The 26,655-nt window shown below is 72.2% G+C and carries 21 protein-coding genes; 12 read left to right on the top strand and 9 right to left on the bottom strand.

Annotated elements, in window-relative coordinates; genetic code table 11:
- Window positions 1-56: 56 nt before the first annotated feature.
- Entirely contained in the window at window positions 57-665 is a 609-nt protein-coding gene (locus tag AB0E88_RS13515) for a helix-turn-helix domain-containing protein (RefSeq protein WP_361628827.1), read from the top strand.
- Window positions 666-678: 13 nt separating this feature from the next.
- On the opposite strand, the gene AB0E88_RS13510 is transcribed toward AB0E88_RS13515, so the two are convergent.
- The 4 genes from AB0E88_RS13510 to AB0E88_RS13495 all read right to left on the bottom strand — a co-directional run bounded on the left by AB0E88_RS13510 (window position 679) and on the right by AB0E88_RS13495 (window position 5,094).
- The gene (locus AB0E88_RS13510) at window positions 679-1,164 is read right to left on the bottom strand and encodes a peptidylprolyl isomerase (protein ID WP_361628824.1); all 486 of its coding nucleotides are present in this window, start codon (window positions 1,162-1,164) and stop codon (window positions 679-681) included.
- A gap of 380 nt (window positions 1,165-1,544) precedes the next feature.
- A complete protein-coding gene (locus AB0E88_RS13505) occupies window positions 1,545-2,327 on the bottom strand; it encodes a 3-oxoacyl-ACP reductase (protein ID WP_361628821.1) in 783 nt (260 codons plus the stop codon).
- Entirely contained in the window at window positions 2,324-3,721 is a 1,398-nt protein-coding gene (locus tag AB0E88_RS13500; protein WP_361628818.1) for an aldehyde dehydrogenase family protein, read from the bottom strand. The genes AB0E88_RS13505 and AB0E88_RS13500 overlap by 4 nt, the downstream gene beginning before the upstream one ends.
- A gap of 8 nt (window positions 3,722-3,729) precedes the next feature.
- The gene (locus tag AB0E88_RS13495) at window positions 3,730-5,094 is read right to left on the bottom strand and encodes a glutamine synthetase family protein (protein ID WP_361628815.1); all 1,365 of its coding nucleotides are present in this window, start codon (window positions 5,092-5,094) and stop codon (window positions 3,730-3,732) included.
- A gap of 143 nt (window positions 5,095-5,237) precedes the next feature.
- On the opposite strand from AB0E88_RS13495, the gene eat reads away from it, so the two are divergent.
- Both eat and AB0E88_RS13485 read left to right on the top strand, forming a co-directional pair.
- Window positions 5,238-6,704: an ethanolamine permease gene (eat, locus tag AB0E88_RS13490; RefSeq protein ID WP_361628812.1), complete on the top strand. Its 1,467-nt coding sequence runs from the start codon at window positions 5,238-5,240 to the stop codon at window positions 6,702-6,704.
- Window positions 6,705-6,734: 30 nt separating this feature from the next.
- Complete coding sequence (locus AB0E88_RS13485; RefSeq protein WP_361628809.1) at window positions 6,735-7,463, top strand: gamma-glutamyl-gamma-aminobutyrate hydrolase family protein; 729 nt, start codon at window positions 6,735-6,737, stop codon at window positions 7,461-7,463.
- Here AB0E88_RS13485 and AB0E88_RS13480 read toward each other — a convergent pair.
- From AB0E88_RS13480 to AB0E88_RS13460, 5 genes are all read right to left on the bottom strand, one after another.
- On the bottom strand, window positions 7,460-8,125 hold the full coding sequence (locus AB0E88_RS13480) for a DUF1345 domain-containing protein (RefSeq protein WP_361628806.1): 666 nt from the start codon (window positions 8,123-8,125) through the stop codon (window positions 7,460-7,462). The genes AB0E88_RS13485 and AB0E88_RS13480 overlap by 4 nt on opposite strands.
- A gap of 334 nt (window positions 8,126-8,459) precedes the next feature.
- Window positions 8,460-10,598 (bottom strand): SpoIIE family protein phosphatase, encoded by a 2,139-nt coding sequence (locus tag AB0E88_RS13475; RefSeq protein WP_361628803.1) that lies wholly within the window; start codon window positions 10,596-10,598, stop codon window positions 8,460-8,462.
- Window positions 10,599-10,663: 65 nt separating this feature from the next.
- Window positions 10,664-11,686: a TolB-like translocation protein gene (locus tag AB0E88_RS13470; protein WP_361629296.1), complete on the bottom strand. Its 1,023-nt coding sequence runs from the start codon at window positions 11,684-11,686 to the stop codon at window positions 10,664-10,666.
- 86 nt (window positions 11,687-11,772) lie between these two features.
- The gene (locus AB0E88_RS13465) at window positions 11,773-13,143 is read right to left on the bottom strand and encodes an MFS transporter (RefSeq protein WP_361628800.1); all 1,371 of its coding nucleotides are present in this window, start codon (window positions 13,141-13,143) and stop codon (window positions 11,773-11,775) included.
- Window positions 13,144-13,164: 21 nt separating this feature from the next.
- On the bottom strand, window positions 13,165-14,010 hold the full coding sequence (locus AB0E88_RS13460) for a glycosyltransferase family 2 protein (protein WP_361628797.1): 846 nt from the start codon (window positions 14,008-14,010) through the stop codon (window positions 13,165-13,167).
- A gap of 347 nt (window positions 14,011-14,357) precedes the next feature.
- On the opposite strand from AB0E88_RS13460, the gene AB0E88_RS13455 reads away from it, so the two are divergent.
- From AB0E88_RS13455 to AB0E88_RS13415, 9 genes are all read left to right on the top strand, one after another.
- Entirely contained in the window at window positions 14,358-15,797 is a 1,440-nt protein-coding gene (locus tag AB0E88_RS13455; protein WP_361628794.1) for a sugar transferase, read from the top strand.
- A gap of 40 nt (window positions 15,798-15,837) precedes the next feature.
- Window positions 15,838-16,911, top strand: a complete 1,074-nt coding sequence (locus tag AB0E88_RS13450) for a Gfo/Idh/MocA family oxidoreductase (protein ID WP_361628791.1) — start codon at window positions 15,838-15,840, stop codon at window positions 16,909-16,911.
- Between the two features lie 81 nt (window positions 16,912-16,992).
- Window positions 16,993-17,967 carry an NAD-dependent epimerase/dehydratase family protein gene (locus tag AB0E88_RS13445; protein ID WP_361628788.1) on the top strand — a complete coding sequence of 325 codons (975 nt, stop codon included), beginning with the start codon at window positions 16,993-16,995 and terminating at the stop codon, window positions 17,965-17,967.
- Complete coding sequence (locus AB0E88_RS13440) at window positions 17,964-19,103, top strand: DegT/DnrJ/EryC1/StrS family aminotransferase (RefSeq protein WP_361628785.1); 1,140 nt, start codon at window positions 17,964-17,966, stop codon at window positions 19,101-19,103. Before AB0E88_RS13445 ends, AB0E88_RS13440 begins: the two co-directional genes overlap by 4 nt.
- Window positions 19,100-19,789 (top strand): acetyltransferase, encoded by a 690-nt coding sequence (locus AB0E88_RS13435; RefSeq protein WP_361628782.1) that lies wholly within the window; start codon window positions 19,100-19,102, stop codon window positions 19,787-19,789. The genes AB0E88_RS13440 and AB0E88_RS13435 overlap by 4 nt, the downstream gene beginning before the upstream one ends.
- Window positions 19,786-20,904, top strand: a complete 1,119-nt coding sequence (locus tag AB0E88_RS13430; protein ID WP_361628779.1) for a DegT/DnrJ/EryC1/StrS family aminotransferase — start codon at window positions 19,786-19,788, stop codon at window positions 20,902-20,904. Before AB0E88_RS13435 ends, AB0E88_RS13430 begins: the two co-directional genes overlap by 4 nt.
- A gap of 59 nt (window positions 20,905-20,963) precedes the next feature.
- A complete protein-coding gene (locus AB0E88_RS13425) occupies window positions 20,964-24,569 on the top strand; it encodes a DUF4082 domain-containing protein (protein WP_361628776.1) in 3,606 nt (1,201 codons plus the stop codon).
- 223 nt (window positions 24,570-24,792) lie between these two features.
- Window positions 24,793-25,725 carry an ABC transporter permease gene (locus AB0E88_RS13420; RefSeq protein ID WP_361628773.1) on the top strand — a complete coding sequence of 311 codons (933 nt, stop codon included), beginning with the start codon at window positions 24,793-24,795 and terminating at the stop codon, window positions 25,723-25,725.
- Window positions 25,718-26,653 carry an ABC transporter permease gene (locus tag AB0E88_RS13415; RefSeq protein ID WP_361628770.1) on the top strand — a complete coding sequence of 312 codons (936 nt, stop codon included), beginning with the start codon at window positions 25,718-25,720 and terminating at the stop codon, window positions 26,651-26,653. Before AB0E88_RS13420 ends, AB0E88_RS13415 begins: the two co-directional genes overlap by 8 nt.
- Window positions 26,654-26,655 lie beyond the last annotated feature (2 nt).

Here is a 26,655-nt window from a genome sequence, read left to right as displayed (position 1 = left end):
GTAACGCGTCCAGGGTAGGCGCCACCAGTAGACACATGTCAAGTAACATGCCGCCCATGCCGCCTCGCCGCCGCCTGACCCCCGACGAACGCAGGGCCGAGCTCCTTGCCGTCGCCGCCCGGCAGTTCGCCGAGCGCCCCTACGACGAGGTGCTGATGGAGGACGTGGCCGAGCGCGCGGGCGTCTCCCGCGCGCTGCTGTACCGGTACTTCCCGAGCAAGCGGGACCTGTTCGCCGCGCTCTACCGGCAGGTCGCCGACCGGCTGCTCGACCTGACCCGGCTCGATCCCGCCGACGGCCTGGCGGACCAGCTGGCCCAGGGCCTGGACGTGCACATCGCGTACTTCGCGGAGAACCGCAACACCGTCCTGGCGGCGAACCGGGTCCTGGCCGGCGACCGGCTGATCCAGACGATCATCACCGGCGAGCTGGACGCCCTGCGCGAGCGTCTGCTCGGTGTCCTGCCGGTCGCCGACGCGGGCACCCGGCAGGCGGTCTCCGGCGTGCTGAAGAGCTGGCTGGTCTTCGTCCAGGTGCTGTGCGTGGACTGGCTGACCGAGCCGACGTGCACCCGCGCCGAACTGCGCAACGTGTGCGTGGGTGCCGTGCTGGGCGCCTTGCGCCCCCTGCTCGAGGAGGACCCGGCGCCCGGCCGGCCGTACTGAGAGCCGCCGTGGCTCAGGCCTGCACGACCTCGGCGGAGTTGATCACGACCTGCTCCTTGGGCACGTCCTGCGCACCCGTCGGGACCTGCGCGATCGCGTCGACGACGTCCTGGCCCTCGACGACCTTGCCGAAGACCGCGTAACCCCAGCCGTCCTGGCCCGGGTAGTTCAGGAAGTCGTTGTCGCTGACGTTGATGAAGAACTGCGCGCTGGCCGAGTGCGGAGCGGACGTCCGCGCCATGGCGACGCTGTACTTGACGTTCTTCAGGCCGTTCTTCGCCTCGTTCTCCACCGTGCGCGGGGCGGGCTTGATGCGCATGTCGGTGCCGTGGCCACCGCCCTGGATCATGAAACCGTTGATGACCCGGTGGAAGATCGTTCCTGCGTAGTGGCCGCTGTTCAGGTACTCCAGGAAGTTCTCGACCGTCTTCGGGGCCTTGGCATCGTCGAGGCTGAGGACGATGTCGCCCATCGTCGTCGAAAGGCGGACGTTGGTCATGACTGCTTCTCCACTCGCTGTACGTCGTCTCGCCCGCGCCCGAACAGGCACGGAAAACACGTCAGTCTTTCACAGCCCCCGCGAGTACACCGGGTCCCACTGCTCCGGCACGGCAGAACCGTCCTGACGGAGCACCGGCCCCCGCGTGCCGTCCCGATCCCCGTGACCGGTCCTGGCGCACGGGCACGGTCCGCCCCGCGCGGCTCAGAAGTCGTAGCAGACGTAGGAGCCCTCCGGCCCGCCGGCGATCCGGTCCGAGCCCCAGCATGACGGCCGACACCGGGGCGGTGGAGTACGGGGTGTACGGGGTGTAGGGGGAGAAGTTCACGGGGCCGCCGGCCCTCCAGAGCGGGCCGGCGGCCGTGCGGGCGGGGCGGGGCCTACAGCGGGGTGACGTACGCGCCCGCGATACCGCCGTCGACCAGGAACTCGGCGGCGTTGACGAAGGAGGAGTCGTCGCTGGCGAGGAAGGCGACGGCGGCCGCCATCTCCTCCGGCTCGGCGAACCGGCCGACCGGGATGTGCACCAGGCGGCGCGCGGCCCGCTCGGGGTCCTTGGCGAACAGCTCCTTCAGCAGCGGGGTGTTGACGGGTCCCGGGCACAGCGCGTTGACGCGGATGCCCTCGCGGGCGAACTGCACGCCGAGTTCGCGGGACATGGCGAGCACGCCGCCCTTGGAGGCGGTGTAGCTGATCTGCGAGGTCGCCGCACCCATGACGGCCACGAAGGACGCGGTGTTGATGATGGAGCCCCTGCCCTGGCGGCGCATGTACGGCAGGGCCGCCTTGCAGCACAGGTAGACGGAGGTGAGGTTGACCTCCTGCACGCGCTTCCACGCCTCCAGGCCGGTCTCCAGGATGGAGTCGTCGTCGGGCGGCGAGATGCCCGCGTTGTTGAAGGCGACATCGACGCTGCCGTAGGTGTCGTACGCCGTCTTGAACAGCGCCTCGACCTGCTCCGGGTCGGTGACGTCGACCTGCACGAACAGCCCGCCGACCTCGTCGGCGGCGGCCTTGCCGGCAGCCGCGTCGATGTCGGCGCACACGACGTTCGCGCCCTCGGAGGCGAGACGGCGCACGGTGGCCAGGCCGATGCCGCTGCCGGCTCCGGTGACGACGGCGGTACGGCCGACCAGGCGGCGGCAGATGGCGGACTCGGTCACGGTCGGTTCTCCTCGGTGCTGATGAAGACGTTCTTGGTCTCGGTGAAGGCGGTGAGGGCGTCGGGACCCAGTTCCCGGCCGATGCCGGACTGCTTGAACCCGCCGAACGGGGTCCAGTAGCGGACGCTGGAGTGGGAGTTGACGGACAGGTTCCCGGCGGCGACCGCCCGCGAGACGCGGATCGCGCGACCCACGTCCCGGGTCCACAGGGAGCCGGACAGGCCGTAATCGGTCGCGTTGGCCAGGCGTACGGCGTCCGCCTCGTCGTCGAAGGGCAGGACGACGGCGACGGGGCCGAAGACCTCCTCGACGGCCGCCGGGTCGTCCGGACGTCCTTCGAGGACCGTCGCCGGGTACCAGAAGCCCTTGCCGTCGGGCGCCTCGCCGCGGATGACGACGGGGGCGCCGTCGGGGACGTAGGAGCGCACCCGCTCGCGCTGGGCGGCGGAGATCAGCGGCCCCATCTGGGTGCCGGGATCCGCGGGATCGCCCACCCGCCAGGCCTTCACGGCCGGTTCGAGCAGTTCCAGGAAGCGGTCGTACACCTCGCGCTGGACGAGGATGCGGCTGCGGGCGCAGCAGTCCTGGCCGGTGTTGTCGAGGAAGGAGCCGGGCGCGGCGGCCGCGGCCCGCTCCAGGTCGGCGTCGGCGAAGACGATGTTCGGGCTCTTGCCGCCGAGTTCGAGGGTCACCCGCTTGAGCTGCGCCGAACCCTTCGCCAGGACCTGTTTGCCGACGGCGGTGGAGCCGGTGAACACCACCTTGGCGACGCCCGGGTGTTCGACGAGGGCGGCGCCGGTGACCGGGCCGGCGCCCGGCAGCACCTGGAACAGTCCCTCGGGCAGGCCGGCCTCCAGCGCGAGCCGGGCCAGCCGCATCGCCGTCAGCGGGGTCGTCTCGGCGGGCTTCAGCAGTACGGCGTTGCCCGCGGCCAGCGCCGGGGCCGCGCCCCAGCAGGCGATCGGCATCGGGAAGTTCCACGGCGCGATCACCGCCACCACCCCGAGCGGCTCGTGGAAGGTGACGTTCAGGCCGCCCGCCACCGGGATCTGGCTGCCCGTCAGCCGCTCGACGCCACCGGCCGCGTAGTCGAACAGGTCGCGGGCGTTGCCGGCCTCCCAGCGGGCGTTGCCGATCGGGTGGCCCGCCTCGAGGACCTCCAGCCTCGCCAGTTGCTCGAGATGGTCGTCGATGACGGCGGCGAAGCGGCGCAGCAGCCGGGCCCGCTCTCCGGGCGCGAGGGCGGCCCAGGCGCTCTGGGCGCGCGCCGCGCGGGCGACGGCCTCGGCGACCTCCGCCGCGCTCGTGGCCGGGACGGTGGCGACGGTCTCCTCGGTCGCCGGGTTGATGATCTCGTGCTCGAAGGGCTCTTCGGGGGCGGGGTGTTCGGACAAGGGGTTCCTCACATGCGCTCGAAGGAACGGAAACGCTCCCAGTCGGTGACGGCGGAGTCGAAGGCGTCCAGCTCGACGCGGGCCATGTTCAGGTAGTGCTCGACCACCTCGTCGCCGAAGGCGGCCCGCGCGATCGGGGAGGACTGCCACAGCTCGGCGGCCTCCCGCAGGGTGCCGGGCACGTGCCGGGCATCGCCCGTGTACGCGTTGCCGGTGCACGCCTCGGGCAGCGCCAGTTCGTGCTCGACGCCGTACAGCCCGGCCGCGACCATGCCGGCGACCGCCAGATACGGGTTCACGTCCCCGCCGGGCAGCCGGTTCTCCATGCGGTGCCCGGGGCCGTGGCCGATCACCCGCAGCGCGCAGGTGCGGTTGTCGGGGCCCCAGGCGACGGCCGTCGGCGCGAAGGAGCCGGGGCGGAACCGCTTGTAGGAGTTGATGTTCGGCGCGTACAGCAGGGTGAAGTCGCGCATCGCGGCCAGCTGCCCGGCCAGGAAGTGCTCCATCAGCACAGACATCCCGTACGGCCCGTCGCCCGCGAGGACGGGACGGCCGGCCTCGTCGCGCAGCGAGAGGTGGATGTGACAGGAGTTGCCCTCGCGCTCGTCCCACTTGGCCATGAAGGTGAGGGACACGCCCTCCTGCGCGGCGATGGTCTTGGCGCCGGTCTTGTAGATGCTGTGCTGGTCGCAGGTGGTCAGGGCCTCGTCGTAGCGGAAGGCGATCTCGTGCTGCCCGAGGTTGCACTCGCCCTTGGCGGACTCCACGGTCAGCCCGGCGGCGCCCATCTCGTTGCGGATGCGGGCCAGCAGCGGCTCGACGCGGGCGGTGCCGAGCAGCGAGTAGTCGACGTTGTACTGGTTGGCGGGGGTCATGTCGCGGTAGCCGCGCGACCAGGCCGCCTCGTAGGTGTCCTTGAACACCATGAACTCCAGCTCGGTGCCCGCGTACGCGGTCCAGCCGTGCTCGGCGAGCCGGTCCAGCTGGCGGCGCAGGATCTGCCGCGGGGAGGCCACCACCGGGGAGCCGTCGTGCCAGGCCAGGTCGGCGAGCAGCAGCGCGGTGCCGGCGTCCCACGGCGTGCGGCGCAGGGTCGCCGGGTCGGCGTGCATCGCGAAGTCGCCGTAGCCGCGCTCCCAGGAGGACATGGTGTAGCCGCCGACGGTGTTCATGTCGGTGTCCACCGCGAGCAGGTAGTTGCAGCCCTCGGTGCCGTTGCGGAGGACCTCGTCGAGGAAGAAGCGCGCGGCGAACCGCTTGCCCTGGAGCCTTCCCTGCATGTCGGTGAAGGCGAGGACGACAGTGTGGATCTCCCCGGTGTCGACGAGTGTCACCAGGTCGTCGACGCTGAGCGGGGGCGTACGGTCAGCCACGGGAACAGCCTCCTGTCGATGCGAATGAGGCCCTAAGGTACGCACACAGACCTTTGAAAGGGAAGAGGTTGAGGGTCTTGCGCTCCGCACGTCGGACCGCAAAGGTGTGCACCCGTACCTTTCTTCGAGGTAGGGAGCGGCCCATGACCGAGGGCACCGACGCACGCGTGACACCCTCTTCCCCCACGGCGCCTCCGTCGCCGGACGACGCCTATCTTGAGCGGCGCACCCTGCGCCGGGGCAGCGCCGGCTGGCTCCTGCTGACCGGCCTCGGCGTGGCCTACGTCGTCTCCGGCGACTACGCCGGCTGGAACTTCGGCCTCGCCGAGGCAGGGTTCGGCGGGCTGGCCGCCGCCGCCCTGCTGATGGGCGTGATGTACACCTGCCTGGTCTTCTCGCAGGCCGAGATGGCCGCAGTGCTGCCCACGGCCGGCGGTGGCTACGGCTTCGCCCGGCGGGCGCTCGGCCCCTGGGGCGGGTTCCTCACCGGCACCGCGATCCTCATCGAGTACGTGCTCGCCCCGGCCGCCATCGCCATCTTCATCGGCGACTACGTCGAGTCCCTGCACCTGTTCGGGCTGACCTCCGGCTGGCCCGTGTACCTCGCCTGCTTCGCCCTGTTCATCGGCATCCACCTGTGGGGCGTCGGCGAGGCGCTGCGCTTCAGCTTCGTCGTCACCGGCATCGCGGTCGCCGCGCTGATCGTCTTCGCCGTCGGCGCCCTCACCCACTTCGACGCCGGCCGGCTCGACGACATCCCCGTCGACCACACGGCCTTCGCCGCGAACTCCTGGCTGCCGTACGGACTCCTCGGCATCTGGGCCGCCTTCCCCTTCGGGATGTGGTTCTTCCTCGGCGTCGAAGGGGTACCGCTGGCCGCCGAGGAGACCAAGGACCCGGCGCGCTCCCTGCCGAGAGCCATGGCCCTGTCCATCGGCATCCTCCTCGTCCTGGCGCTGGTCACCTTCCTCGCCGCCACCGGGGCGCACGGCTCCGCGGCGATCAAGGACGCCGGCAATCCGCTGGTCGCGGCACTGGAAGGGGACGACGGGCCCACCGCGCTGAGCCGGTTCGTGAACTACGCGGGGCTCGCCGGGCTCGTCGCCTCCTTCTTCTCCCTCATCTACGCGGGCTCCCGGCAGCTGTTCGCCCTCTCCCGGGCCGGCTACCTGCCCCGCTTCCTGTCCCTGACCAGCCGCCGCAAGGCGCCCTACCTCGGCCTGCTGGTGCCCGGCGCGCTCGGCTTCGCGCTCGCCGCCGCGACCGGCGACGGCGCCCGCATGCTCAACGTCGCCGTGTTCGGCGCGACCATCTCCTACGCCCTGATGGCGCTCTCCCACCTGGTGCTGCGCCGCCGCGAACCGGATCTGCCGCGGCCGTACCGCACGCCGGGCGGGGTCGTGACCTCCTCGGTGGCCCTCGTCCTGGCGTGCGCCGCGCTCGCCGCGACCTTCCTGGTGGACAAGACCGCCGCACTGATCGCGCTGGCCGTGTACGCGGTCGCCCTCGCCTACTTCGCCCTCTACAGTCGGCAGCGTCTGGTCGCCTCCGCCCCCGAGGAGGAGTTCGCCGCGCTGGCGGCCGCCGAGGCCGAACTCGAACGCGACTGACCCCGCCCGACGCCCGGAAGGAAAGAACCCGTGCCCACGCCCCTCATCGGCATCAGCACCTACCTCGAGTCCTCCGTGCGCTGGGGCGTGTGGGACCTGCCCGCCGCCGTGCTCCCGGCCGGCTACCACCAGTTGGTGCAGCGCTGCGGCGGCCTGGCGGTCCTGCTGCCGCCGGACGACCCGGGAGCCGCCGAGGAGACCGTCGCCCGCCTGGACGGCCTGGTCGTCGCGGGCGGCCCCGACGTCGACCCCGTCCGCTACGGCGCCGAGCGCCACCCGCGCACCGGCCCCGCCCATGAGCGGCGCGACGCCTGGGAACTCGCCCTGATCGAGGCCGCGCTGGACCGGGGGACGCCGCTGCTCGGCGTCTGCCGGGGCATGCAGCTGCTCAACGTGGCCCTCGGCGGCACGCTCGTGCAGCATCTGCCGGACGTGGTCGGACACGGCGGCCACTGCGGCCCGCCCGGGGAGTTCGCGCGCCACGTGGTCAAGCCGGTGCCGGGCACCCTGCTGGCCGCGGCGCTCCCCGAGGCGGTCACGGTGCCGACCTACCACCACCAGGCCCTGGACCGGCTGGCCGACGGCCTGACGGCGAGCTGCCATGCCGAGGACGGCACCGTGGAAGCCGTCGAACTGCCGGGGCCCGGCGGGTTCGCCGTCGGTGTGCAGTGGCATCCGGAGGCCGGAACCGACATGCGGGTCATGGATGCCCTGATCGCCGCCGCCCGGGCCCACGGGGACGCGACGGAGGCGCCCTAGGTGAGTGCGGCCACCAGGTTCGCCACCGTGACCGTGTTGAAGACGAAGGCGATGACCGCGTTCGCCGCCACCGTCCGGCGCATCTCCCGGGACGTCACGTCGACGTCGGTCGTGCCGAACGTCGTCATGACCGACAGGGCGAAGTACACGTAGTCCGCCCAGGCCGGGGTGGCCTCGCCGGGGAACTGAAGCGCCCGCCCCTCCTCCACCAGGTTGTCGGCGTGGAAGGCGACCGCGAACGACAGCATCACGCAGACCCAGGCGCACACCACCAGGGCCAGCGTCGCCACCACCCGCACGCCCGCGGGCAGCGCCGAGCCGAGGTGGCCCGGCCGCCACACCACCGCCACCACCAGCGCGCAGGCCCCGATGAAGAGCGAGACCCCCGGACCGGGCGCCGTACCGAACACGTAGCGCTGCAGCACGGTGCCCCGCGTGGAACGGTCGGCCCAGGTACGGATCTGCTCCGGAGCGGCGGACGCGAAGGCCACCATCGTGACGGTCAGATACGTGGCGAGGTACACGAACATCACCAGTACGCCGACGTCCGCCCCGGAGATCCACGGCGACCGGCTGTTCAGCACCAGGGCGACGACGAGCACGACCGCCGCCGCAGACGTACTCACCGCCGCGCGCCGGCGTTCGGAGAGCCAGGAACGCACCAGCACACTCCCTCGAACGCGATCGCGGCGGGGCAGCAGTGTACGGCGGCACACGTCCGCCGGCGGATCAGCCGCGCAGCGACGGGGCGAGGATTCCCGGCAGGGCCGCCCGGCGCGGCGCCGCCGCGAAGCCGGCGAGCGGCGCGCCCATGATGACCGCCGGCCAACTGGCCCGGCCCACCGCCGCATCGGGCGGCCCGGCCTACCGCTTCATCGGGCGGCCCGAAGCACCGCGCCATCGGGCGGCCCGCCCTACCGCTTCACCGGGCGGCCCGGCCCACCGCCCCGTCGGGCGGTCCGGCAGCGGTCGTCGGCGTGGACGCGTCCGCCGTCGTCACGGCAAGCCGTCCGTCTCGGCCGGCAGTCTCTGTTCCGCCCAGATGACCTTGCCCTCGCGGCTGTGCCGGGTGCCCCAGCGGTCGGCGAGCTGGGCCACCAGCAGCAGCCCGCGCCCGCCCTCGTCGAAGGTGCGGGCGTGGCGCAGGTGCGGCGAGGTGCTGTTCGCGTCGAAGACCTCGCAGGTCAGCGTGGACTGAAGGATCAGCCGCAGCTGGATCGGGCTCCTGCCGTAGCGGATCGCGTTGGTGACCAGCTCGCTGACGATCAGCTCGGTGGCGAAGGACAGCTCCTCGAGGCCCCAGGCGGTGAGCGTCTCGGAGGTGTGACGGCGGGCGCCGGCGACGGCCGCCGCGTGCTGGGGCAGGTCGAGCGTGGTGACGTGGCCCGGATCCAGGGCCCGGGTCCGCGCCACCAGCAGGGCGACGTCGTCGGAGCGGTCGGTGGGCAGCACGGCGGCGAGCAGCCGGTCGCAGATCTCCTCCGGTGTGTCCGGCCCATCGGTGAGGGCGTCGCACAGCGCGGCGCGCGCGGAGTCGACGTCACGGTCACGGCTCTGGATGAGACCGTCGGTGTACAGAGTGAGCAGGCTGCCCTCCGCCAGCTCGAACTGCGCCGTCTCGAAGGGGAGTCCGCCCAGCCCCAGGGGCGGCCCGATCTCCATGTCGGGGAAGTCGACCGACCATGTCGCGTCAAGCCCCCGGGCCTCGGGGGGAGTCGCCACCGCGGGCGCCACATGGCCGGCGCTGGCCAGCGTGCACAGCCGGGACACCGGGTCGTAGACCGCGTACAAGCACGTGGCGCTCAACTCGCCGTCGTGGCGCGCGTCCTCGCGTTGCAGGCGGATGACCACGTCGTCGAGGTGCGTGAGGAGTTCGTCGGGCATCAGATCGATGTCGGCGAACGACTGGACGGCCGTGCGCAGGCGGCCCATGGTGGCGGCTGCGTGCAGACCGCGGCCCACGACGTCGCCGACGACGAGGGCGACGCGCGCCCCGGACAGCGGGATCACGTCGTACCAGTCACCGCCGACGCCGGCCCGCGCGCCGCTCGGCAGGTAGCGGGACGCCGTGTCGACGGCCGCCTGCTCCACGGCGCGCTGCGGCAGCAGGCTGCGCTGGAGGGTGAGCGCGGTGGCGCGCTCCTGGCTGTACCGGCGGGCGTTGTCGATGGACACCGCCGCCAGCGCCGCGATCTCCTGGGCCAGCAGAAGGTCGTCGTCGTCGAAGGGCACCGCGGTGGCACGGCGGAGGAACTGGGCGAGGCCCAGGGTGTTGCCGCGGGCCCGCAGCGGGAGGAGCAGCGCCGAGTGGTGGGTGGCGGCGGCCACCGTGGCACCGCTCAGGCCCGGCTGTCCCGAGGCCAGCGCGCGCGCCGGTTCCGACTCCGCCGGGTAGGTGTGCGTCCGTCCGGTGGCGACCGGCAGGTCCGCGTCGTCGTCCAGCGCCGACCGCTGGCCGATACGACGCAGCACCGGCGAACGTCCCGGGGGAGCCGGCGGATGGGCGTCGCCGTCGTGGAGGAGGGAGTCGAGGAGGTCGACGGTGACCAGGTCGGCGAAGTCGTCCGTGCCGAACTCCGCCAGCTCCTGGGCGGTACGGGCGGTGTCGAGCGACGTGCCGATCCGCCGGCTCGCCTCGTTGGCCAGCAGCAGCCGGCGCTGCACCCGCCGGTCGCGTTCCTCCTGGTAGGCCGTGACGACCTGCTCGGAGCCCCGGTCGACGTAGGCGAAGGCCGCCCCCATCAACCGCATGGCCGCCGCGCTCATCAGCTCCCAGTCGTCGGTGAGCCGGGCGGCCTCGCCCTGGAAGAGCTGGATCAGGATCATGTGCCCGAGGCGGTAGGAGCGCAGCAGCTGGCTGACCGGCACCCCGCGCCGGGCGGACTCGCGGGCGACCTCGAGCGCCTCCGGCGGTGCCTGGACCTCCGTCACGTCGATGCGCCCTTCGAGCACGTCCAGGAACCTGGTGATGTGTCCGGCCGTCTCCTCGAGCGCGAGGTCGGCGATCTCCTCGTGCTCCCACAGCTCGGGCATGTCGACGCTCAGGCGTCGCAGCAGCAGGTCGGCCGACTCCACCGCTCGCGGTCTGAGCTCTTGAGCCAGACGACGGAGGAACGCGTCGACATCGATGCCCATACCGGAAACGTACCGAAGCTCCCCGGTCCGCGCCCCTCCAGCGAGCCCCACCGGAGCGCCGCAGGCTACAGCGGCGCCGGGGACGAGGCTCCCGCGATCAGCAGGCGAGGTGTTCCCGTGCCGTCCGCCGGCACGCTCCACAGATCGCTGCCGCCCACCTTGCCGTCGGCGGGCAGGGCGTAGGCGAGCGTACGGTCGTCGAGCCACGTGGCCTGGTCGTCGACGCTGTGGCGTTCGGCGAGCGGCGTCTGGCGCAGTGTGCGGAGGTCGAGGACGTACTCGTGCCAGAGCGAGGCACCGGACAGGACCCTCTTCTTGTAGGCGACCCGGGTCCCGTCGGGGGAGAGCGACGGGCACTCGACGTTCTCCGCCAGGGTGGTCACCGTACGCCGGGAGAGGGACCCGCGGACCAGGTGGGTGTGGCCGCCGGTGTTCAGCGTCGCGTAGAAGGTGTCGTCGTCGGCGGCGAACGTGACACCCCAGAAATTGACGTCCGATGCGTGGTACGGCTTGCCGTCCTTGACCACGGAGAACGTCTCCAGGCTGGGCGTCAGCCGCATCGTGCGGGTGTCCAGCACGGAGGTGCGGGTGGAGAAGAAGGCCGACGAGTACGACTCGCCGGAGACGAAGACCGTCCAGGCGGCGAAGCGGCCGCTGGGCGAGACCCGGGCCCGGCTCGGGGTGCCCGCGAGCGGGAAGGTGCGCAGGGTGCGCAGGCGGGAGTCCAGGATCAGGGCGCGGTTGCTCTGTTTGAGGACGCCCGGGTCGGACTGGAGGCAGACTCCGGTGCCGGCCGCCGCGTAGAAGCGGACGCACTTCAGGTCCGCCGCGATCCGCGCGCCCCCGGGATCTGCCGACGCGACGGAGGCGACGGCGCCCCGGTGCGGGCCGGCGGCCGCGTTCACGAACAGCAGGCGGCCCTTGCGGTCGAGCGCCGGCGTGCCCGCGGTGACGGCGGGGCCGCCCGACTGCGCCCGGTCGGCCCGGTCGGCGCGGGCGGCGGCGTGCAGGACGACACCGGTACCGAGGCCGGCGAGCAGCAGCACCGCCGCGAGGAGTATGAGCAGGCGGCGGCGCAGCGGTGTCATCCGGGTCCTTGCGTTCGTCGTCGAGGCGGTGCGGGTGCGGGTGCCAGTACGGGTACGGGTGCTGCCGGTGCCGGTGCGGGGCGTGGTCATCGCGTGCCGTCCGCAGGCCGCAGGACCAGGCCCGCGACACCGGCACAGCACACCAGGCCGACCGCCGAACCGGCCAGGGCCGGGCCGTCGCCCCACAGCGTCCACGCGGCGCCGAAGGCCAGGGAGCAGCAGAAGCGGGCCAGCGCCTGGCTGGTGCCGACGATCGCGAGGCCACTGGCGCGCAGATGCTCGGGCACGACACCGGCGAGAGCGGCCGGCAGGACGCCGTCGGTGGCCGCGTAGAACGCGCCGTGCAGCGCGAGGACCGCCGGGGTGAGGACCGGCGTGGCCGGCGCCCACAGCAGCAGCGCGTAGGCGGTGAGCAGGGCCAGGTGCCCGGCGAGGAACACGGTGCGGCGCCCGACCCGGTCGGCCAGTGCGCCCAGGGGCACCGCCAGCGCCAGGAACACGACGGCGGTGCCGAGCGGCAGCAGTGTGAACCACGCGTCGCCGACCCCGGCCCGCCGTTGCAGCAGCAGATAGACGAAGGCGTCGCTGACGGTGGTCAGCCCGAGCAGCGCGGCACAGCCGGCGAGCGCCCGCAGCCGCGGCAGGCGCAGCAGGGCGAGGGCCTCACGCAGCCGGACGGGAGGCCGCACCGTGCCGGCCTCGCCGCCGCCCGCTGCCGCACCGGGGCCCCAGGCCTCACCGGCGTCCGGGGTTTCACCGGCGCGCGTTGCGCCCGTGCCCCCGGCCCCGTCTGCCGCCGTGGGCGCGCCCGCGTCCCGCGCCCCGCGCCTGCCCGGCACGAACAGCACCAGGACGAGGACGCCCAGCACGGCCACGCACGTGCTCACGCCGAACACCGCGTCGTAGCCGTCGGCCGCCGCGCGCAGGATGAGGAAGGCCGCCAGCGGGCCGAGCATCGCACCGGTGGTGTCCATCGCCCGGTGCACACCGAACGCCCGGCCCTGGTGCGCGGCCGGTGTGGACAGGGAGATCATCGCGTCGCGCGGGGCGGTGCGCAGACCCTTGCCGGTGCGGTCCAGCGCCAGGACCGTGCCGAGCGTGCCGAGGCTGCCGGCGAGCAGCAACAGCGGTTTGCACAGTGCCGAGAGGCCGTAGCCGAGCCCGGCCATCAGCTTGTGGCCGCGCACCCGGTCCGCCAGATGGCCGCCGGTGAGCTGGACCAGGGCGCTCACGCCGTTGTAGATGCCGTCGAGGGTGCCGAAGCCCAGCGGGCTGAAGCCGAGCGTGCTGACGAGATAGAGCGGCAGGACGGCGGTGACCATCTCCGAGGAGATGTCGGTGATCAGGCTGACCGTGCCGAGCACCAGCACGACCGGGGCGATCCCGGACCGCCGGCCCCGTGTGCGGCCCGGATCGGCGCCCGCCTGCGCCGGTGCGGAACGGTCGGTGAGGTACATGTGCCAGGACTCCCGGTGCGCTCAGTTCCGCCGGCTGCTCTCGTCACGCAGCCAGGTGCCGAAGTCCCCGGCGCGCAGGGCCTTGCGCGCCCCCCGGCGGGCGACGAGCGCCGCGGCGGCGAAGACCACGACCCCCGGCAGCAGCGACGGCTCCGCGCGCAGCAGCGCCGTCAGGTCCGACCGGCCGGTGCGCGCCGAGGCCCCCTGCGGGCCCTCCCGCTCGACCTGCGCGGTAGAGACGGCGGCCCGGATCCGCCGCTTGATCAAGTCCCGCCAGGTACGCGGCGGATGGACCACGACCTGCGCCGAGCCGACCACGCGCCGCTCGTCCGCGGCGAACGCCAGCGACGCGGCCAGGTCGTCCGCCATCAGCGGCGGAAGCGCGGCGATCCGGGCGTGCCCGGCCTTGGAGACCGCGATGACCCCCCGGCCGAACAGTCCCTCGCGCACCGCGGGCAGCCGCTGCCACACCCGGTAGTAGGCGCGCACCGGCCAGGCACAGGCGGCCAGCGGGATGTGCCGTCGCGGCGCGGTGGCGAGGATCCGCCCCGCGCCGTCGTCCAGGGGCTCGGTCAGCGCCCGCACGTCGGCGGCGGTGAGCACCACGTCGGCGTCCACGTAGAGGCGTGGGAAGCCACGGGCGTGGTCGTCGCCCGCCCGCAGCGCGGCGTGCTTGGAGGGGGCGGGGAGCTCGACCACCCGCACACGAGGACCGCGAGCGGCCGCGACCCGCGCGGTGTCGTCCGTGCACCCGTTGCACACGACCACGATGTCGGTCTCGTCCCCGACGTCGCCGGTCAGCAGCGAATCGAGGAGCCGGCCGAGGACCCGCGCCTCGTTGTGCGCCGGGATCACGATGCTCGTCACGCGGGCAGTATGCCCCGGGTGACGCCGTTGTGCTGCGTGTTTCGTCCAACTGTTCCCGCGACTGCGTCCCGTGGTCTAGATTGAGGTCCGCCGGACCGGTTTGGGAGGGGAACCAGCCCCTGGCTGCACGTCAGGGAACGGCGTTGTGCGCCGGGTGCCGAGAGGCAGCCGGTCAACACGCGGGGGGCATGAAGCGGTTGGGGAACCGCTGAAACTTCCTTGTTTTTCCGTGCCGTTGTGCTGAGGAGACACAGCGGTGCCGATCCAGTCCCGGCTGCGGGCCTCGCGACCGCATGCCCGGTTTTCGTTGGCTCAGGGTTAGCTGCGCATGTGGTGGTGGGGGGTCCATGACCATTGAGATCACGCATGAGCACCTGGTTGTGGAACACAGACGTCCAGATGCTCGCCGAAGACGTTGGGAACGCACGTACCGAAGAGCTCTGCTGGTCGCGGACGCGTCCGCGGCCCTGGCCGCCGCCCTGGTGATCCACGGGGTGTACGGCCGCTGGGCGGTGGCGCTGCTGCTGCCGCCGCTGTGGATCGCGGCGATGTTCGCCCACCGCGCCTACGAGCGCGGCGCCCTTCCGCTGGGGGCCGAGGAGTATCTGCGCGTGCTGCGCGGCGCCGCCCTGCTGCCCGCGCTGGCGGGCACGTACTGGGTCTTCACCCATGACGCCGGGTTCCTCCACGACATGACGACGGCCGCCGTCCCGGCCGCCGCCTTCGCGCTGCCGCTCCGTTACGCGCTGCGCCGCCGGCTGCACCGGCGCTGGGCGCGGGGGCGCGACCGCAGTGCGACGCTCCTGGTCGGGCCCTCGCGCGGGGTTCTGGAGCTGGCCGCCGTCCTGCGGCGGGCCGGCGGCACACGCGCCTTGCACGTCGCCGGCGTGTGCGTGAGCGACACCGAGCACACCGCGCAGATCCGCCGGCTGGGCGTGCCCGTCCTGGGCGGCGCCGGCGACCTGGACGACGTCATCCGGGCCATGGGCATCGGCACCGTGGTGGTGCTGCCGGCCCCGGAGTTCGACGCCGCCGCCCTGCGCCGCATGTCCTGGACGGCCGCCGTCCACGACGCCGACTTCCTGCTGGCACCCGTCCTCACCGACGTGTCCGCCTCCCGCCTGGCCGTGCGCCCCACCAACGGCGTGCCGCTGCTGCGGGTCCAGGCGCCGAACCTGTCCCGGCTCTCGCGGCTGCCCAAGGAGGCGCTGGACCGTACGCTCGCGGCGCTGTTCCTGCTGCTCCTCGGGCTGCCCATGCTGCTGATCGCCCTGGTCGTCCGGCTGGACAGCGCCGGACCGGCCCTGTACCGGCAGCAGCGGGTGGGCCGCTACGGCGACCACTTCACCATGCTGAAGTTCCGCACGATGCGGCCGGACGCGGACGCCCTGCGGGCCGAACTGGAGCACCTCAACAGCAACAGCGACGGACTGCTGTTCAAGGTGAAGAAGGACCCGCGCGTCACCCGCGTCGGCTCGTTCCTGCGCCGCAGCTCGCTCGACGAACTGCCGCAGCTGATCAACGTGGTCAAGGGCCACATGTCGCTCGTGGGCCCCCGCCCTCCGCTCCCGGAGGAAGTGGAGGAGTACACGGCGGACATCAAGCGCCGGCTGCTGGTGAAACCCGGTCTCACCGGGCTGTGGCAGGTCAGCGGCCGCTCCGACCTGCCCTGGGACGAGGCGGTCCGGCTCGATCTCGGATACGTGGACAACTGGTCGATGGGCCTGGACCTGTCGATCCTGCTGCGCACCGGCTCGGCCGTGGTGCGCGGGACGGGGGCCTACTGATGAGCACGGGCGCATGCCGACGGGAACGGGGGGCCCAGTGATGAGCCAGGAGAAGAGGAACACTGTGACGCAGGAGCCGTTGGGGGTCGCCGTCGTCGGGGCCGGCTACTGGGGCCCCAACCTCGTCCGCAACTTCCAGGCCAGCGACCGGTTCCGGCTGCGCTGGCTGTGCGACCTCGACGTGGACCGCGCCCAGCGGGTCCTCGGCGCCTACTCCACCGTGCAGGCCACCGCGGACTACGCGGCCGTCCTCGCCGACCCGGCGGTCGACGCCGTCGCCGTGGCCACCCCGGCCGGCACCCACCTCGACATCGCCCTGGCCGCCCTGCGGGCCGGCAAGCACGTCCTCGTCGAGAAGCCCCTCGCGGCCACCTACGCCGACGGTCTGCGCCTGGTGAACGAGGCGCAGGAACGCGGTCTGACCCTGATGTGCGACCACACCTACTGCTACACGCCCGCCGTGGGCCGTATCCGGGAGGCGGTCCACTCGGGAGAGTTGGGCGAGATCCACTTCGTGGACTCGGTCCGCATCAACCTCGGGCTCGTCCAGAAGGACATCGACGTGCTGTGGGACCTCGCCCCGCACGACCTGTCCATCCTGGACTTCATCCTCCCCGACCACGTCGAGCCGGTCGCCGTCGCCGCCCACGGCGCCGACCCGATCGGCGCGGGCCAGGCCTGCGTGGCCTATCTGACGCTGCAGCTCAACACCGGGGCCATCGCCCATGTGCACGTCAACTGGCTCTCCCCGACGAAGGTGCGCACCACCATGGTGGGCGGCGCCAAACGCACCCTGGTGTGGGACGACCTCAACCCGCTGCAGCGGGTGGCGATCTACGACCGGGGCGTCGACCTGGCCGCGCCGCAGGAGATCGGCGCGGACGAGCGCCGGGACATGCTCGTCTCGTACCGCTCCGGGGACATGGTCGCGCCCGCCATCGCCGAGCGCGAGGCGCTGCGGGGCATGGCGGAGGAGTTCGCCGACGCGATCCGCACCGGCCGGGCGCCGCTGACCGACGGTCACGCCGGCCTGCGGGTGCTGGACATCCTCGAAGCGGCCTCCCGGAGCCTGCAGTTCAAGGGTGCCGTCGTCGGCCTGCGCGCCGGGCACTGACGTACCCCGTCGGTGCCGGGCACCGACGGTCCGCGTCAGCACCCGGCACCGGCGTTCCACAAAAGCGAGAGGGCTAAGCAGTTGAGCAGCGTACGAGGCAAGAAGATCCTGGTCACCGGAGGGGCGGGCACCATCGGCTCGAACCTCGTCGACCTCCTGGCCGAGGGCGGTGCCCGCGAGATCGTCGTGCTCGACAACTTCGTGCGCGGGCGCATGGCCAACCTCGCCCAGGCGCTGGGCAGCGGCACCGTGCAGGTCGTCGAGGGCGACATCCGTGACGCGGCCCTGGTCCGCAAGGTCACCGAGGGCGCCGACCTGGTGTTCCACCTGGCCGCGATCCGCATCACGCAGTGCGCGGAGGAACCCCGCCTCGCCAACGAGGTGATGGTCGACGGCACCTTCAACGTCCTGGAGGCGGCGGTCGACGCCGGTGTCTCCAAGATCGTCGCCTCCTCCTCGGCGTCCGTCTACGGCATGGCCGAGACCTTCCCGACCACCGAACGCCACCACGCCTACAACAACGACACCTTCTACGGCGCCGCCAAGGCCTTCAACGAGGGCATGCTGCGCAGCTTCCACGCCATGTACGGGCTCGACTACGTGGCCCTGCGCTACTTCAACGTGTACGGCCCCCGGATGGACATCCACGGCCTGTACACCGAGGTGCTCATCCGCTGGATGGAACGCATCGAGGCGGGCGAGCCGCCGCTGATCCTCGGTGACGGCAGCCAGACCATGGACTTCGTCGACGTCCGCGACATCGCCCGCGCCAACGTCCTGGCCGCCGAGGCGGACGTCACCGACGAGGTGTTCAACGTGGCCAGCGGCACGGAGACCTCGCTGAAGGAGCTGGCCGAGGGCCTGCTCGAGGCGATGGGCGCCACCGGCCTGGAGCCCGAGTACGGCCCCGCCCGCGCCGTGAACGGCGTGGTCCGGCGCCTCGCCGACACCTCCCGGGCCGCCGAACGGCTCGGCTTCACCGCGCACATCGACCTGCGCACCGGCCTGAAGGACCTCGTCGAGTGGTGGCGCGCGGAGCGGGAGGCCGCCAAGTGAGCACCGATCGCATTCCCGTGATGATCCCCTGGCTCGGCCGGGAGGAGGCCGACGCCGCCTCCGAAGCCGTGCTGTCCGGCTGGGTCGCGCAGGGCCCCCGGGTCGCCGCCTTCGAGCGGGCCTTCGCCGAACGCGTCGGCGCCGAGCACGCCGTCGCCGTCAGCTCCTGCACCACCGCCCTGCACCTGTCCCTCGTCGCCCTCGGACTCGGGCCCGGCGACGAGGTCGTGGTGCCCTCGCTGTCCTTCATCGCCACCGCCAACGCGGTGCGCTACGTCGGTGCCGAGCCGGTGTTCGCGGACGTGGACCCGGCCACCGGCAACCTGACCACGGCCACCGTGGACGCGGTGCGCACCCCGCGCACCCGGGCGGTCCTCGTCGTCCACCAGGGCGGCGTCCCGGCCGATGTGCACGCCCTGCGGGCCGCCTGCGCCGACTGGCAGCTGCCGCTGGTCGAGGACGCGGCCTGCGCCATCGGCTCCACGGCCGGCGGCAAGCCCGTCGGGCAGGGCGCCCTGATCGCGGCCTGGTCCTTCCACCCCCGCAAGATCGTCACCACCGGCGAGGGCGGCATGATCACCACCGACGACGCCACGTGGGCCGCGCGCCTGCGCCGGCTGCGCGAACACGGCATGAACGCCTCGGCCGCCGAACGCCACGCCAGCGACAAGCCCGTCCTGGAGAGCTACCTCGAGGTCGGCTACAACTACCGGATGACGGACATCCAGGCCGCCGTCGGCCTGGTCCAGCTCGGCAAGCTCGACGCGATGATCAGCCGTCGCCGCGAACTGGCCGCCCGCTACGCGGCGTTGCTGCGGGACGTCCCCGGCCTCACCCCGGTAAGCGACCCCGAACACGGCGAGAGCAACTTCCAGTCCTACTGGGTGCTGCTGGAGCCGGACTTCCCCGTCGGCCGGGACGACCTGCTCGCCGCGCTCGCCGCGGCCGGCGTGTCCGCCCGCCGCGGCATCATGGCCGCCCACCTCGAACCCGCCTACGCCGGCCACACCGCCGCGCCGCTGCCCGTCACCGAGCGGATCAGCCGCGACTCGCTGATCCTGCCGCTGTTCCACACCATGACCGAGGCTCAGCAGGACCGCGTGGTGGCCGCCCTGCGCGAACAGGCCGCACCATGAACGCGCTGCTGATCGTCGGCGCCGGCGGCTTCGCCCGGGAGACCGCGCAGGCCGTACGGGACGCGGGCGACGCCACCCTGCTCGGGCACCTCGACGACAACCGGGCCCTCCACGGCACCGACGTCGACGGCGTGCCCGTCCTCGGCGGCACCGACCTCGTCCACGACCTGCCCGACGCCCTCGTGGTGATCTGCGTGGGCAACCCCCGCGACTACGGCGCCCGCGCCCGCCTGGCGCGCCGCCTCGGCCTGCCGGAGGACCGCTACGCCACCGTGGTCCACCCGAGCGCCGCCGTCTCGGCGACCTCACGCATCGGACCCGGCTCCGTGCTGCTGGCGCACTGCGCGCTGACGGCCGCCGTCCACGTGGGCGCGCACGTCGCGGTGATGCCGCACACCGTCCTCACCCACGACGACGTCGTCGAGGACTACGTGACCGTCGCCGCCGGGGTGCGCCTCGGCGGGGGAGTGCGCCTGGGCACCGGCAGCTATGTGGGTTCCGGGGCCCTGGTCCGCGAGGGCACGACGGTCGGCGCGTGGTCGCAGATCGGGATGGGGAGCACGGTGCTCGGCGACGTACCGCCGGGCGAGATCTGGGTGGGAAGCCCGGCCCGGCGGCTGCGCGAGGCGGCCGCCCCGGCGCTGGACGAACTCGCGCTGCAAGCAATGGGGGGACGGATCGCATGAATCGGATACCGCTGGTGGACCTCAAGGCGGCCCACGCCGAGGTCGCCGACGAGGTACGGGCCGGCTTCGACCGCGTCCTGGCGAACACGGCGTTCGTCGGAGGCGAGGAGGTCCGCCTCTTCGAGCAGGAGTACGCCGAGTTCGGCGGTGTCGCGCACTGCGTGGGCGTCGCCAACGGCACCGACGCCGTCGAACTCGCCCTGCGCGCGAGCGGAGTCGGGCCCGGCGACGAGGTCGTGGTGCCCGCCAACACCTTCATCGCCACCGCGGGCGCCGTCGCCCGGATCGGCGCGCGCCCCGTCCTCGCGGACTGTCTGCCCGGCAGCCACCTGCTCGACCCGCAGGCCGCGCTGGACGCGGTCGGTCCGGCGACCCGAGCGGTGGTGCCGGTGCACCTGTACGGTCAGATGGCCGACGTCACCGCTCTGGCCGGCCGGCTCCCCGGCCACGTCCGCGTCGTCGAGGACGCCGCCCAGTGCCAGGGCGCCCGCCGCGACGGCCGCACGCCGGGCAGCGGCACCATCGCCGCCACCAGCTTCTACCCGGGCAAGAACCTCGGTGCCTACGGCGACGCGGGCGCGGTCCTCACCGACGACGAGGAACGCGCCGGCCTGGTCCGCGCGATCGCCAACCACGGCGGCGTCGCCAAGTACCGCCACGACGTCCCCGGCTTCAACAGCCGCCTGGACGGACTGCAGGCCGTCGTGCTGCGCGCCAAGCTGGCCCGTCTCGCGGACGGCAACGCGGCCCGCCGCGCAGCCGCCGCCCGCTACGACGCGCTGCTCGCCGACCTGGTGGCCGCCGGCCGGCTCGTGCTGCCGGTGACGGAGCCCGGCAACGTCCACGTCTGGCACCTGTACGTCGTCCAGGTCACCGGCGCGGACCGCGACGACGTCGTCGGCAAGCTGAACGCCGAGGGCATCGGCGCGGGCGTGCACTATCCGCAACCCGTCCACCTGACCGAGGCCTACCGCCATCTCGGCCACGGCCCGGGCGACTTCCCGAACGCCGAGAAGGCGGCCGGGCGGATCCTGTCGCTCCCGCTCCACCCCCAGATCACCCCCGACCAGCAGCAGCAGGTCGTGGACGCGCTCACCGCAGCGCTCGCAGGCTGAACCATCCGCTCCACCCCGACCGCACGGGTCGGCCGGCACAGCACCGCTGAGAGGTACACATGAACAGTTGGAGCAGACGGCTGCGGGGCGGGCGCCTCGCCGTCGTCGCAGCATTGATCTGGGCGGTGCTCCCGCAGGCGGTCCCCGCCCAGGCGGTGACCGATCCGTGCGGTGCCGGGTCCAACCCGGTCGTCTGTGAGAACTCCAAGCCCGGCAGCCCGAAGTCCGACTGGTTCTCCGCCAACGCCTACGGCGACATCAAGGGATTCACCACCAAAGAGAGCGTCCAGGCGGGCGACACGGTCCAGTTCAAGGTCCAGTCGAAGACCCCGTACCGCATCGAGATCTACCGGCTGGGCTGGTACGGCGGAGACGGTGCCCGGGAGATGTCGACGGCGGCGCAGGCCGCGGTGACGTACCCGGCGAACTACACCACCAGCCCCAGGAGCTGCACCACCAAGAGCACCACCGGCCTGGTCGACTGCGGCAACTGGCCCGTGACCGCGAGCTGGACCGTGCCCGGCGACGCCGTGTCCGGCCTGTACATCGCGAACATCACGCAGACCGACGGCGACGGCCTGATGCCGTACCCGTTCGTCGTCCGCAAGGACTCCAGCACCTCCGACGTCGTCGTGCAGACCAGCGACCAGACCTGGCAGGCGTACAACGACTACGGCGGCCAGGACCTGTACGGCGGAGCCGGGCCCGCGCCCGACGGCCGCGCCTACGAGGTCAGCTACAACCGGCCGCTGGACATCGGCGGCGACAACGGCATCTACGGCTCCGAGTTCATGATGCTGTCGTGGCTCGAGCGCAACGGCTACGACGTGAGCTATCTGTCCGGCGTGGACGTGTCCACCAACGGCGCCACCCTGCTGAAGAACCACAAGGTGTACGTGTCCTCCGGCCACGACGAGTACTGGACGCAGAGCCAGTACTCCAATGTGCTGGCGGCCCGCAAGGCCGGCCTGCGGGAGGCCTTCTTCAGCGGCAACGAGGTCTTCTGGAAGACCCGCCTCGCCCCGAGCATCGACGGCGCGAACACGGCGAACCGCACCCTGGTCTGCTACAAGATGACCAAGATGGCGCAGAACAACGGCATCGCCGACCCCAGCGGCATCTGGACCGGCACCTGGATGGACCCGACGAGCACCCAGTACGGGCAGACCTACCAGCCGCCGAACATCCTCACCGGCTCCATGTTCACGGTGAACGGCTACCGCAGCGACGCCATCACCGTCCCCGGCTCCTACGGCAGGAACCGGCTGTGGCGCAACACCTCCGTCGCGAACCTCACGCCGAGCCAGACCGCCACCTTCCCGGCCGGCACGCTCGGCTACGAATGGGACAGCGACATCACCAACAGCACCCGGCCGACCGGAGCCATCGACCTGTCGTCCACCACGGTGGACATCAACGACGGCAAGCTCCGCACGGACTGGGGCAACGTCTACGGCAACGGCACCGCGACGCACAGCCTCGTCGCCTTCCGCGACCAGGATTCCGGCGCGCTGGTGTTCGGCTCCGGCACCGTGCAGTGGTCGTGGGGCCTGACGAACGTCCCCACCTACGACCCGGCCGACACGGTGGTCACCGAGGACGCCCGCATGCAGCAGGCGACGGTGAACATCCTCGCCGACATGGGGGTCCAGCCGAAGACCCTGCAGAGCAACCTCGCCTCCGCGACCGCCTCCACCGACACCACCGGACCGGCCGTCACCGTGACGAGCCCCGCCTCCGGCGCCACCCTCCCGGCCCTGAAGCCGGTCACCCTCACCGGCACCGCGACCGACACCGGCGGCGGAGTCGTCGCCCGCGTCGAGGTGTCCACGGACGGCGGCACGACGTGGAACGCCGCCACCGGCCTCACGTCCTGGAAGTACACCTGGACGCCGACGACACCGGGCCCGGCGTCCCTCAAGGTCCGCGCGGTCGACGACAGCGTCAACATCGGCGCCGTCACGACCCTCCCGGTGACCGTCGGCCCCCAGACCTGCCCCTGCACCGTCTGGCCGGCCTCGGCCGTGCCCGGCACGGTCAACGCGGGCGACGGCAGCGCGGTCGAGCTCGGCGTCAAGTTCCGCACCACCGTGGCCGGTTCGATCACCGGTGTCCGCTTCTACAAGTCGCCCGCCAACACCGGCACCCACACCGGCAGCCTGTGGAGCGCCTCCGGCACCCGCCTGGCCACCGGCACCTTCACCGGCGAGTCGGCCTCCGGCTGGCAGCAGCTGAACTTCGCCACCCCGGTCGCGGTCAAGGCGAACACCACCTACGTCGCCTCGTACTTCGCCCCCAACGGCGGCTACTCCTACGACGGCGGCTACTTCACCGGCAGCGACGCGGGCCTCGCCCCGCTCACGGCGCTGAAGTCCGGCACGGACGGCGGCAACGGCGTCTACAAGTACAGCTCCACCAGCGCCTTCCCGTCCTCGCAGTCCTCGGGCAGCAACTACTGGGTCGACGCGGTGCTCGACACCTCGACGGCCAGTACCGCACCGCCCACCGTCACCGCGACGTCCCCGACTTCCGGCGCCACCAACTCCTCCATCACGGCGCCGGTGTCGGCCACCTTCAACGCGTCGATCGACGCGGACAGCCTCACCTTCACCGTGAAGGACCCCGACGGTACCGCCGTACCGGGCACCGTCACGCTGCCCGCCGCGAACAAGGCGACCTTCACCCCGTCGACCGAGCTGGCACTGCACACCACCTACACGGCGTCCGTGCAGGCCACCGACGTGTGGGGCAACGCCATGGCGAACCCGGTGACCTGGAGCTTCACCACCAGCTCCACCCCGCCCGCGGTCACCTGCCCCTGCACCCTGTGGAACGCGGCCACCGTCCCCGCCACCACCGACGTGACCGGTGACGCCAACTCCGTCGAGCTGGGCACCCGCTTCACCTCCTCCACGGCCGGCTGGGTCACCGGCGTCACCTTCTACAAGGGCACCGGCAACACCGGCACCCACACCGGCAGCCTGTGGACCGACGACGGCACCCTGCTCGGCAGCGGCACCTTCACCAACGAGTCGCCCTCCGGCTGGCAGACGCTGACCTTCGCCACTCCCGTGGCGATCACGGCCGGCACCCCCTACGTCGTCTCCTACCACGCCCCGCAGGGCAACTACGCCGTCGACGGCGGCTACTTCACGGCGGCCCACCAGTCGTACCCGCTGACCGCCACCGCCGACACCACCACGCACCACAACGGGCTCTACCGCTACGGCGCCGGCCCGGCCTTCCCCACCAGCTCCTACGGTTCCGCGAACTACTGGGTGGGCCCCGTCTTCACCGCCGACAACCCGGCCGCCATGCTGGCGCCGGCCACCGCCTCGGAGGTGACCACGTCCTCGGTGACGCACACCGCCGACGCGGCCGCCCCGCTCGTCGCGACCCTGCCCGCCGGCACCGCCCTGTCCTCCGTCACCGCGACCGTGACCGTCCTGCCCGGCCCCACGGCAGCCGCCGCCGGGAAGCTCCACGTCACGGCCGTCACCTCCTACGACCGGGCCACCCACAAGGTGTCCGTCCACCTGTCGGCCCCGCTGCCGGACGGCACACGGTTCACGGTCACGATCAGCGCCCGGGACAAGCACCGTCACGCGGTGCGGGGCCACAGCTGGACCCTGACCAGCAAGGCCGTCCGCAAGAAGAAGAACTGACCGACCGAGCGCACCGGTGGTGGGGGGGGGCGCGGGGCGGGCGCCCCCCCCGCGGGGGGGGGGGCCCCCGCCCGGGCGGGGCCCCCCCCGGGGGGGGTGGCGCCACGGCGTCGGCCGACAACAGGCCGGGGGGCCCTTTTCACCGCACACGTACGGACACGCTCGGGGGAGCCGTTCGTGTGCGATGGAAAGGGCCTGCCGCTGTGACTGACATGGAGGCACCATGGGGCGCTATGTCGCACGACGACTGCTCCAGATGATCCCGGTCTTCATCGGGACAACCCTGCTGATTTTCCTGATGGTCTACGCCCTGCCCGGCGATCCCGTGCGGGGGCTCTTCGGTGACAAGGGCACGAGCCCGGCGGTCCTTCGGGCGCTGCGGCACGAGTACGGCCTCGACAAGCCCGTTCTGGTCCAGTACCTGGACTACATGAAGGGCATCATCCTGCACTTCGACTTCGGCAACCAGATCGCCAGCGGGCGTCCGGTCACCGAGATCCTGGGCGACGCCTTCCCCGTGACGCTGCGTCTGTCCGGCCTGGCGTTCGCCATCGAGGCGGTCCTCGGCATCGTCCTCGGCGTCGTCTCCGGCATGCGGGCCGGCAAGTGGGCCGACACCGTCATCCTCGTCGTGACGCTGCTGCTCATCTCGGTTCCCGTCTTCGTCCTGGGCTACATCCTCCAGACGGTGTTCGCCTTCCAGCTCGGCTGGCTGGAACCGGCGGTCAACGACGACACGAACCTCAACCAGCTGCTGTTGCCGGCCATCGTGCTGGCGAGTGCCTCGCTGGCCTATGTGGCACGGCTGACGCGGACCTCGATCGCGGAGAACCTGCGCGCCGACTACATCCGCACCGCCGTCGCCAAGGGCCTGCCCCGCCGCCGTATCGTCGGTGTGCACCTGATGCGCAACTCGCTCATCCCGGTCGTCACCTTCCTCGGCACCGACCTCGGTGCCCTGATGGGCGGCGCCGTCGTGACCGAGTCCATCTTCAACATCCACGGCGTCGGCGGCACCATCGCCGACTCGATCACCCGCCGTGAGGGCACCACGCTGGTCGGCCTGGTCACCATCCTCGTCCTCGTGTACCTCGTCACCAGCCTGATCGTCGACCTGCTGTACGCGGTTCTGGACCCGAGGATCCGTTATGCCTGAGCTGACCAAGACCGCAGACGAGCCCGTCGTCGCCGTCGCCGCAGGCGGCGCCCCCGCGGGCAAGCCGGAGAAGACCCGCAGCCTGTGGGGCGACGCCTGGCGGGACCTGCGCACCAACTGGGTGTTCATCGTCTCGGCGGTGCTCATCCTGCTGCTGCTGGTGATGGCGGCCTGGCCGAGCCTGTTCACGGGCGCCGACCCGAACAACAAGGACCTGGCGACCCACTACCTCCAGCACCCGCACTACGGCAAGGTGTTCGCCGAGGACTGGCTGGGCTACGACGCCCAGGGCCGCAGCGTCTACGCCCGTGCCATCTACGGCACCCGCGCCTCGCTGCTCGTCGGTGCGGGCACCACGCTTGTCGTCACCGTCTTCGGTGGTCTGGTCGGCATGCTCGCCGGTTACTTCGGCGGCTGGCTGGACGCCGTGCTGTCCCGCATCACGGACATGTTCTTCGGCATCCCGTTCCTGCTCGGCGCGATGGTCATGCTGAACTCCTTCACGGAGCGCAACATCCCGGTCGTCATCATGGCGCTGGCCTTCCTCGGCTGGACCCAGACGGCGCGTGTCATGCGTGGTTCGGTGATCACCGTCAAGGCCACGGACTATGTCCACGCGGCCAAGGCGCTCGGTGCCTCCACGAGCCGGATCCTGTTCCGCCATGTGCTGCCCAACGCGGTCGCGCCGGTGATCGTCGTCGCCACCATCTCGCTGGGTGTCTACATCGGCGCCGAGGCGACGCTGTCGTTCCTGGGCCTGGGCCTGAACGGCGTCTCGTGGGGCAACGACATCTCCGACGGCGGCAACCAGATCCGCGTCGCGCAGTACATCATGCTCTACCCGTCGATCATGCTCAGCATCACGGTGCTGGCGTTCATCATGCTCGGTGAGGCCGTCCGCAACGCCCTCGATCCGAAGTCGCGCTGAGG

Origin of the sequence: Streptomyces sp. NPDC028635, assembly GCF_040637635.1 — a bacterium.
Taxonomy (GTDB): Bacteria; Actinomycetota; Actinomycetes; order Streptomycetales; family Streptomycetaceae; genus Streptomyces.
Note: the sequence above shows the minus strand (reverse complement) of the source record. Positions and strands in the feature narration are given on the sequence as shown.

Excerpts from the sequence above, each read along its gene's own strand:
- AB0E88_RS13515 (WP_361628827.1), top strand. The coding sequence starts at position 57 with ATGCCGCCTCGCCGCCGCCTGACCCCCGACGAACGCAGGGCCGAGCTC.
- AB0E88_RS13510 (WP_361628824.1), bottom strand. The coding sequence starts at position 1,164 with ATGACCAACGTCCGCCTTTCGACGACGATGGGCGACATCGTCCTCAGC.
- eat (WP_361628812.1), top strand. The coding sequence starts at position 5,238 with ATGACCGAGGGCACCGACGCACGCGTGACACCCTCTTCCCCCACGGCG.
- AB0E88_RS13475 (WP_361628803.1), bottom strand. The coding sequence starts at position 10,598 with ATGGGCATCGATGTCGACGCGTTCCTCCGTCGTCTGGCTCAAGAGCTC.
- AB0E88_RS13470 (WP_361629296.1), bottom strand. The coding sequence starts at position 11,686 with ATGACACCGCTGCGCCGCCGCCTGCTCATACTCCTCGCGGCGGTGCTG.
- AB0E88_RS13465 (WP_361628800.1), bottom strand. The coding sequence starts at position 13,143 with ATGTACCTCACCGACCGTTCCGCACCGGCGCAGGCGGGCGCCGATCCG.
- AB0E88_RS13455 (WP_361628794.1), top strand. The coding sequence starts at position 14,358 with ATGACCATTGAGATCACGCATGAGCACCTGGTTGTGGAACACAGACGT.
- AB0E88_RS13450 (WP_361628791.1), top strand. The coding sequence starts at position 15,838 with ATGAGCCAGGAGAAGAGGAACACTGTGACGCAGGAGCCGTTGGGGGTC.
- AB0E88_RS13435 (WP_361628782.1), top strand. The coding sequence starts at position 19,100 with ATGAACGCGCTGCTGATCGTCGGCGCCGGCGGCTTCGCCCGGGAGACC.
- AB0E88_RS13430 (WP_361628779.1), top strand. The coding sequence starts at position 19,786 with ATGAATCGGATACCGCTGGTGGACCTCAAGGCGGCCCACGCCGAGGTC.
- AB0E88_RS13425 (WP_361628776.1), top strand. The coding sequence starts at position 20,964 with ATGAACAGTTGGAGCAGACGGCTGCGGGGCGGGCGCCTCGCCGTCGTC.
- AB0E88_RS13420 (WP_361628773.1), top strand. The coding sequence starts at position 24,793 with ATGGGGCGCTATGTCGCACGACGACTGCTCCAGATGATCCCGGTCTTC.
- AB0E88_RS13415 (WP_361628770.1), top strand. The coding sequence starts at position 25,718 with ATGCCTGAGCTGACCAAGACCGCAGACGAGCCCGTCGTCGCCGTCGCC.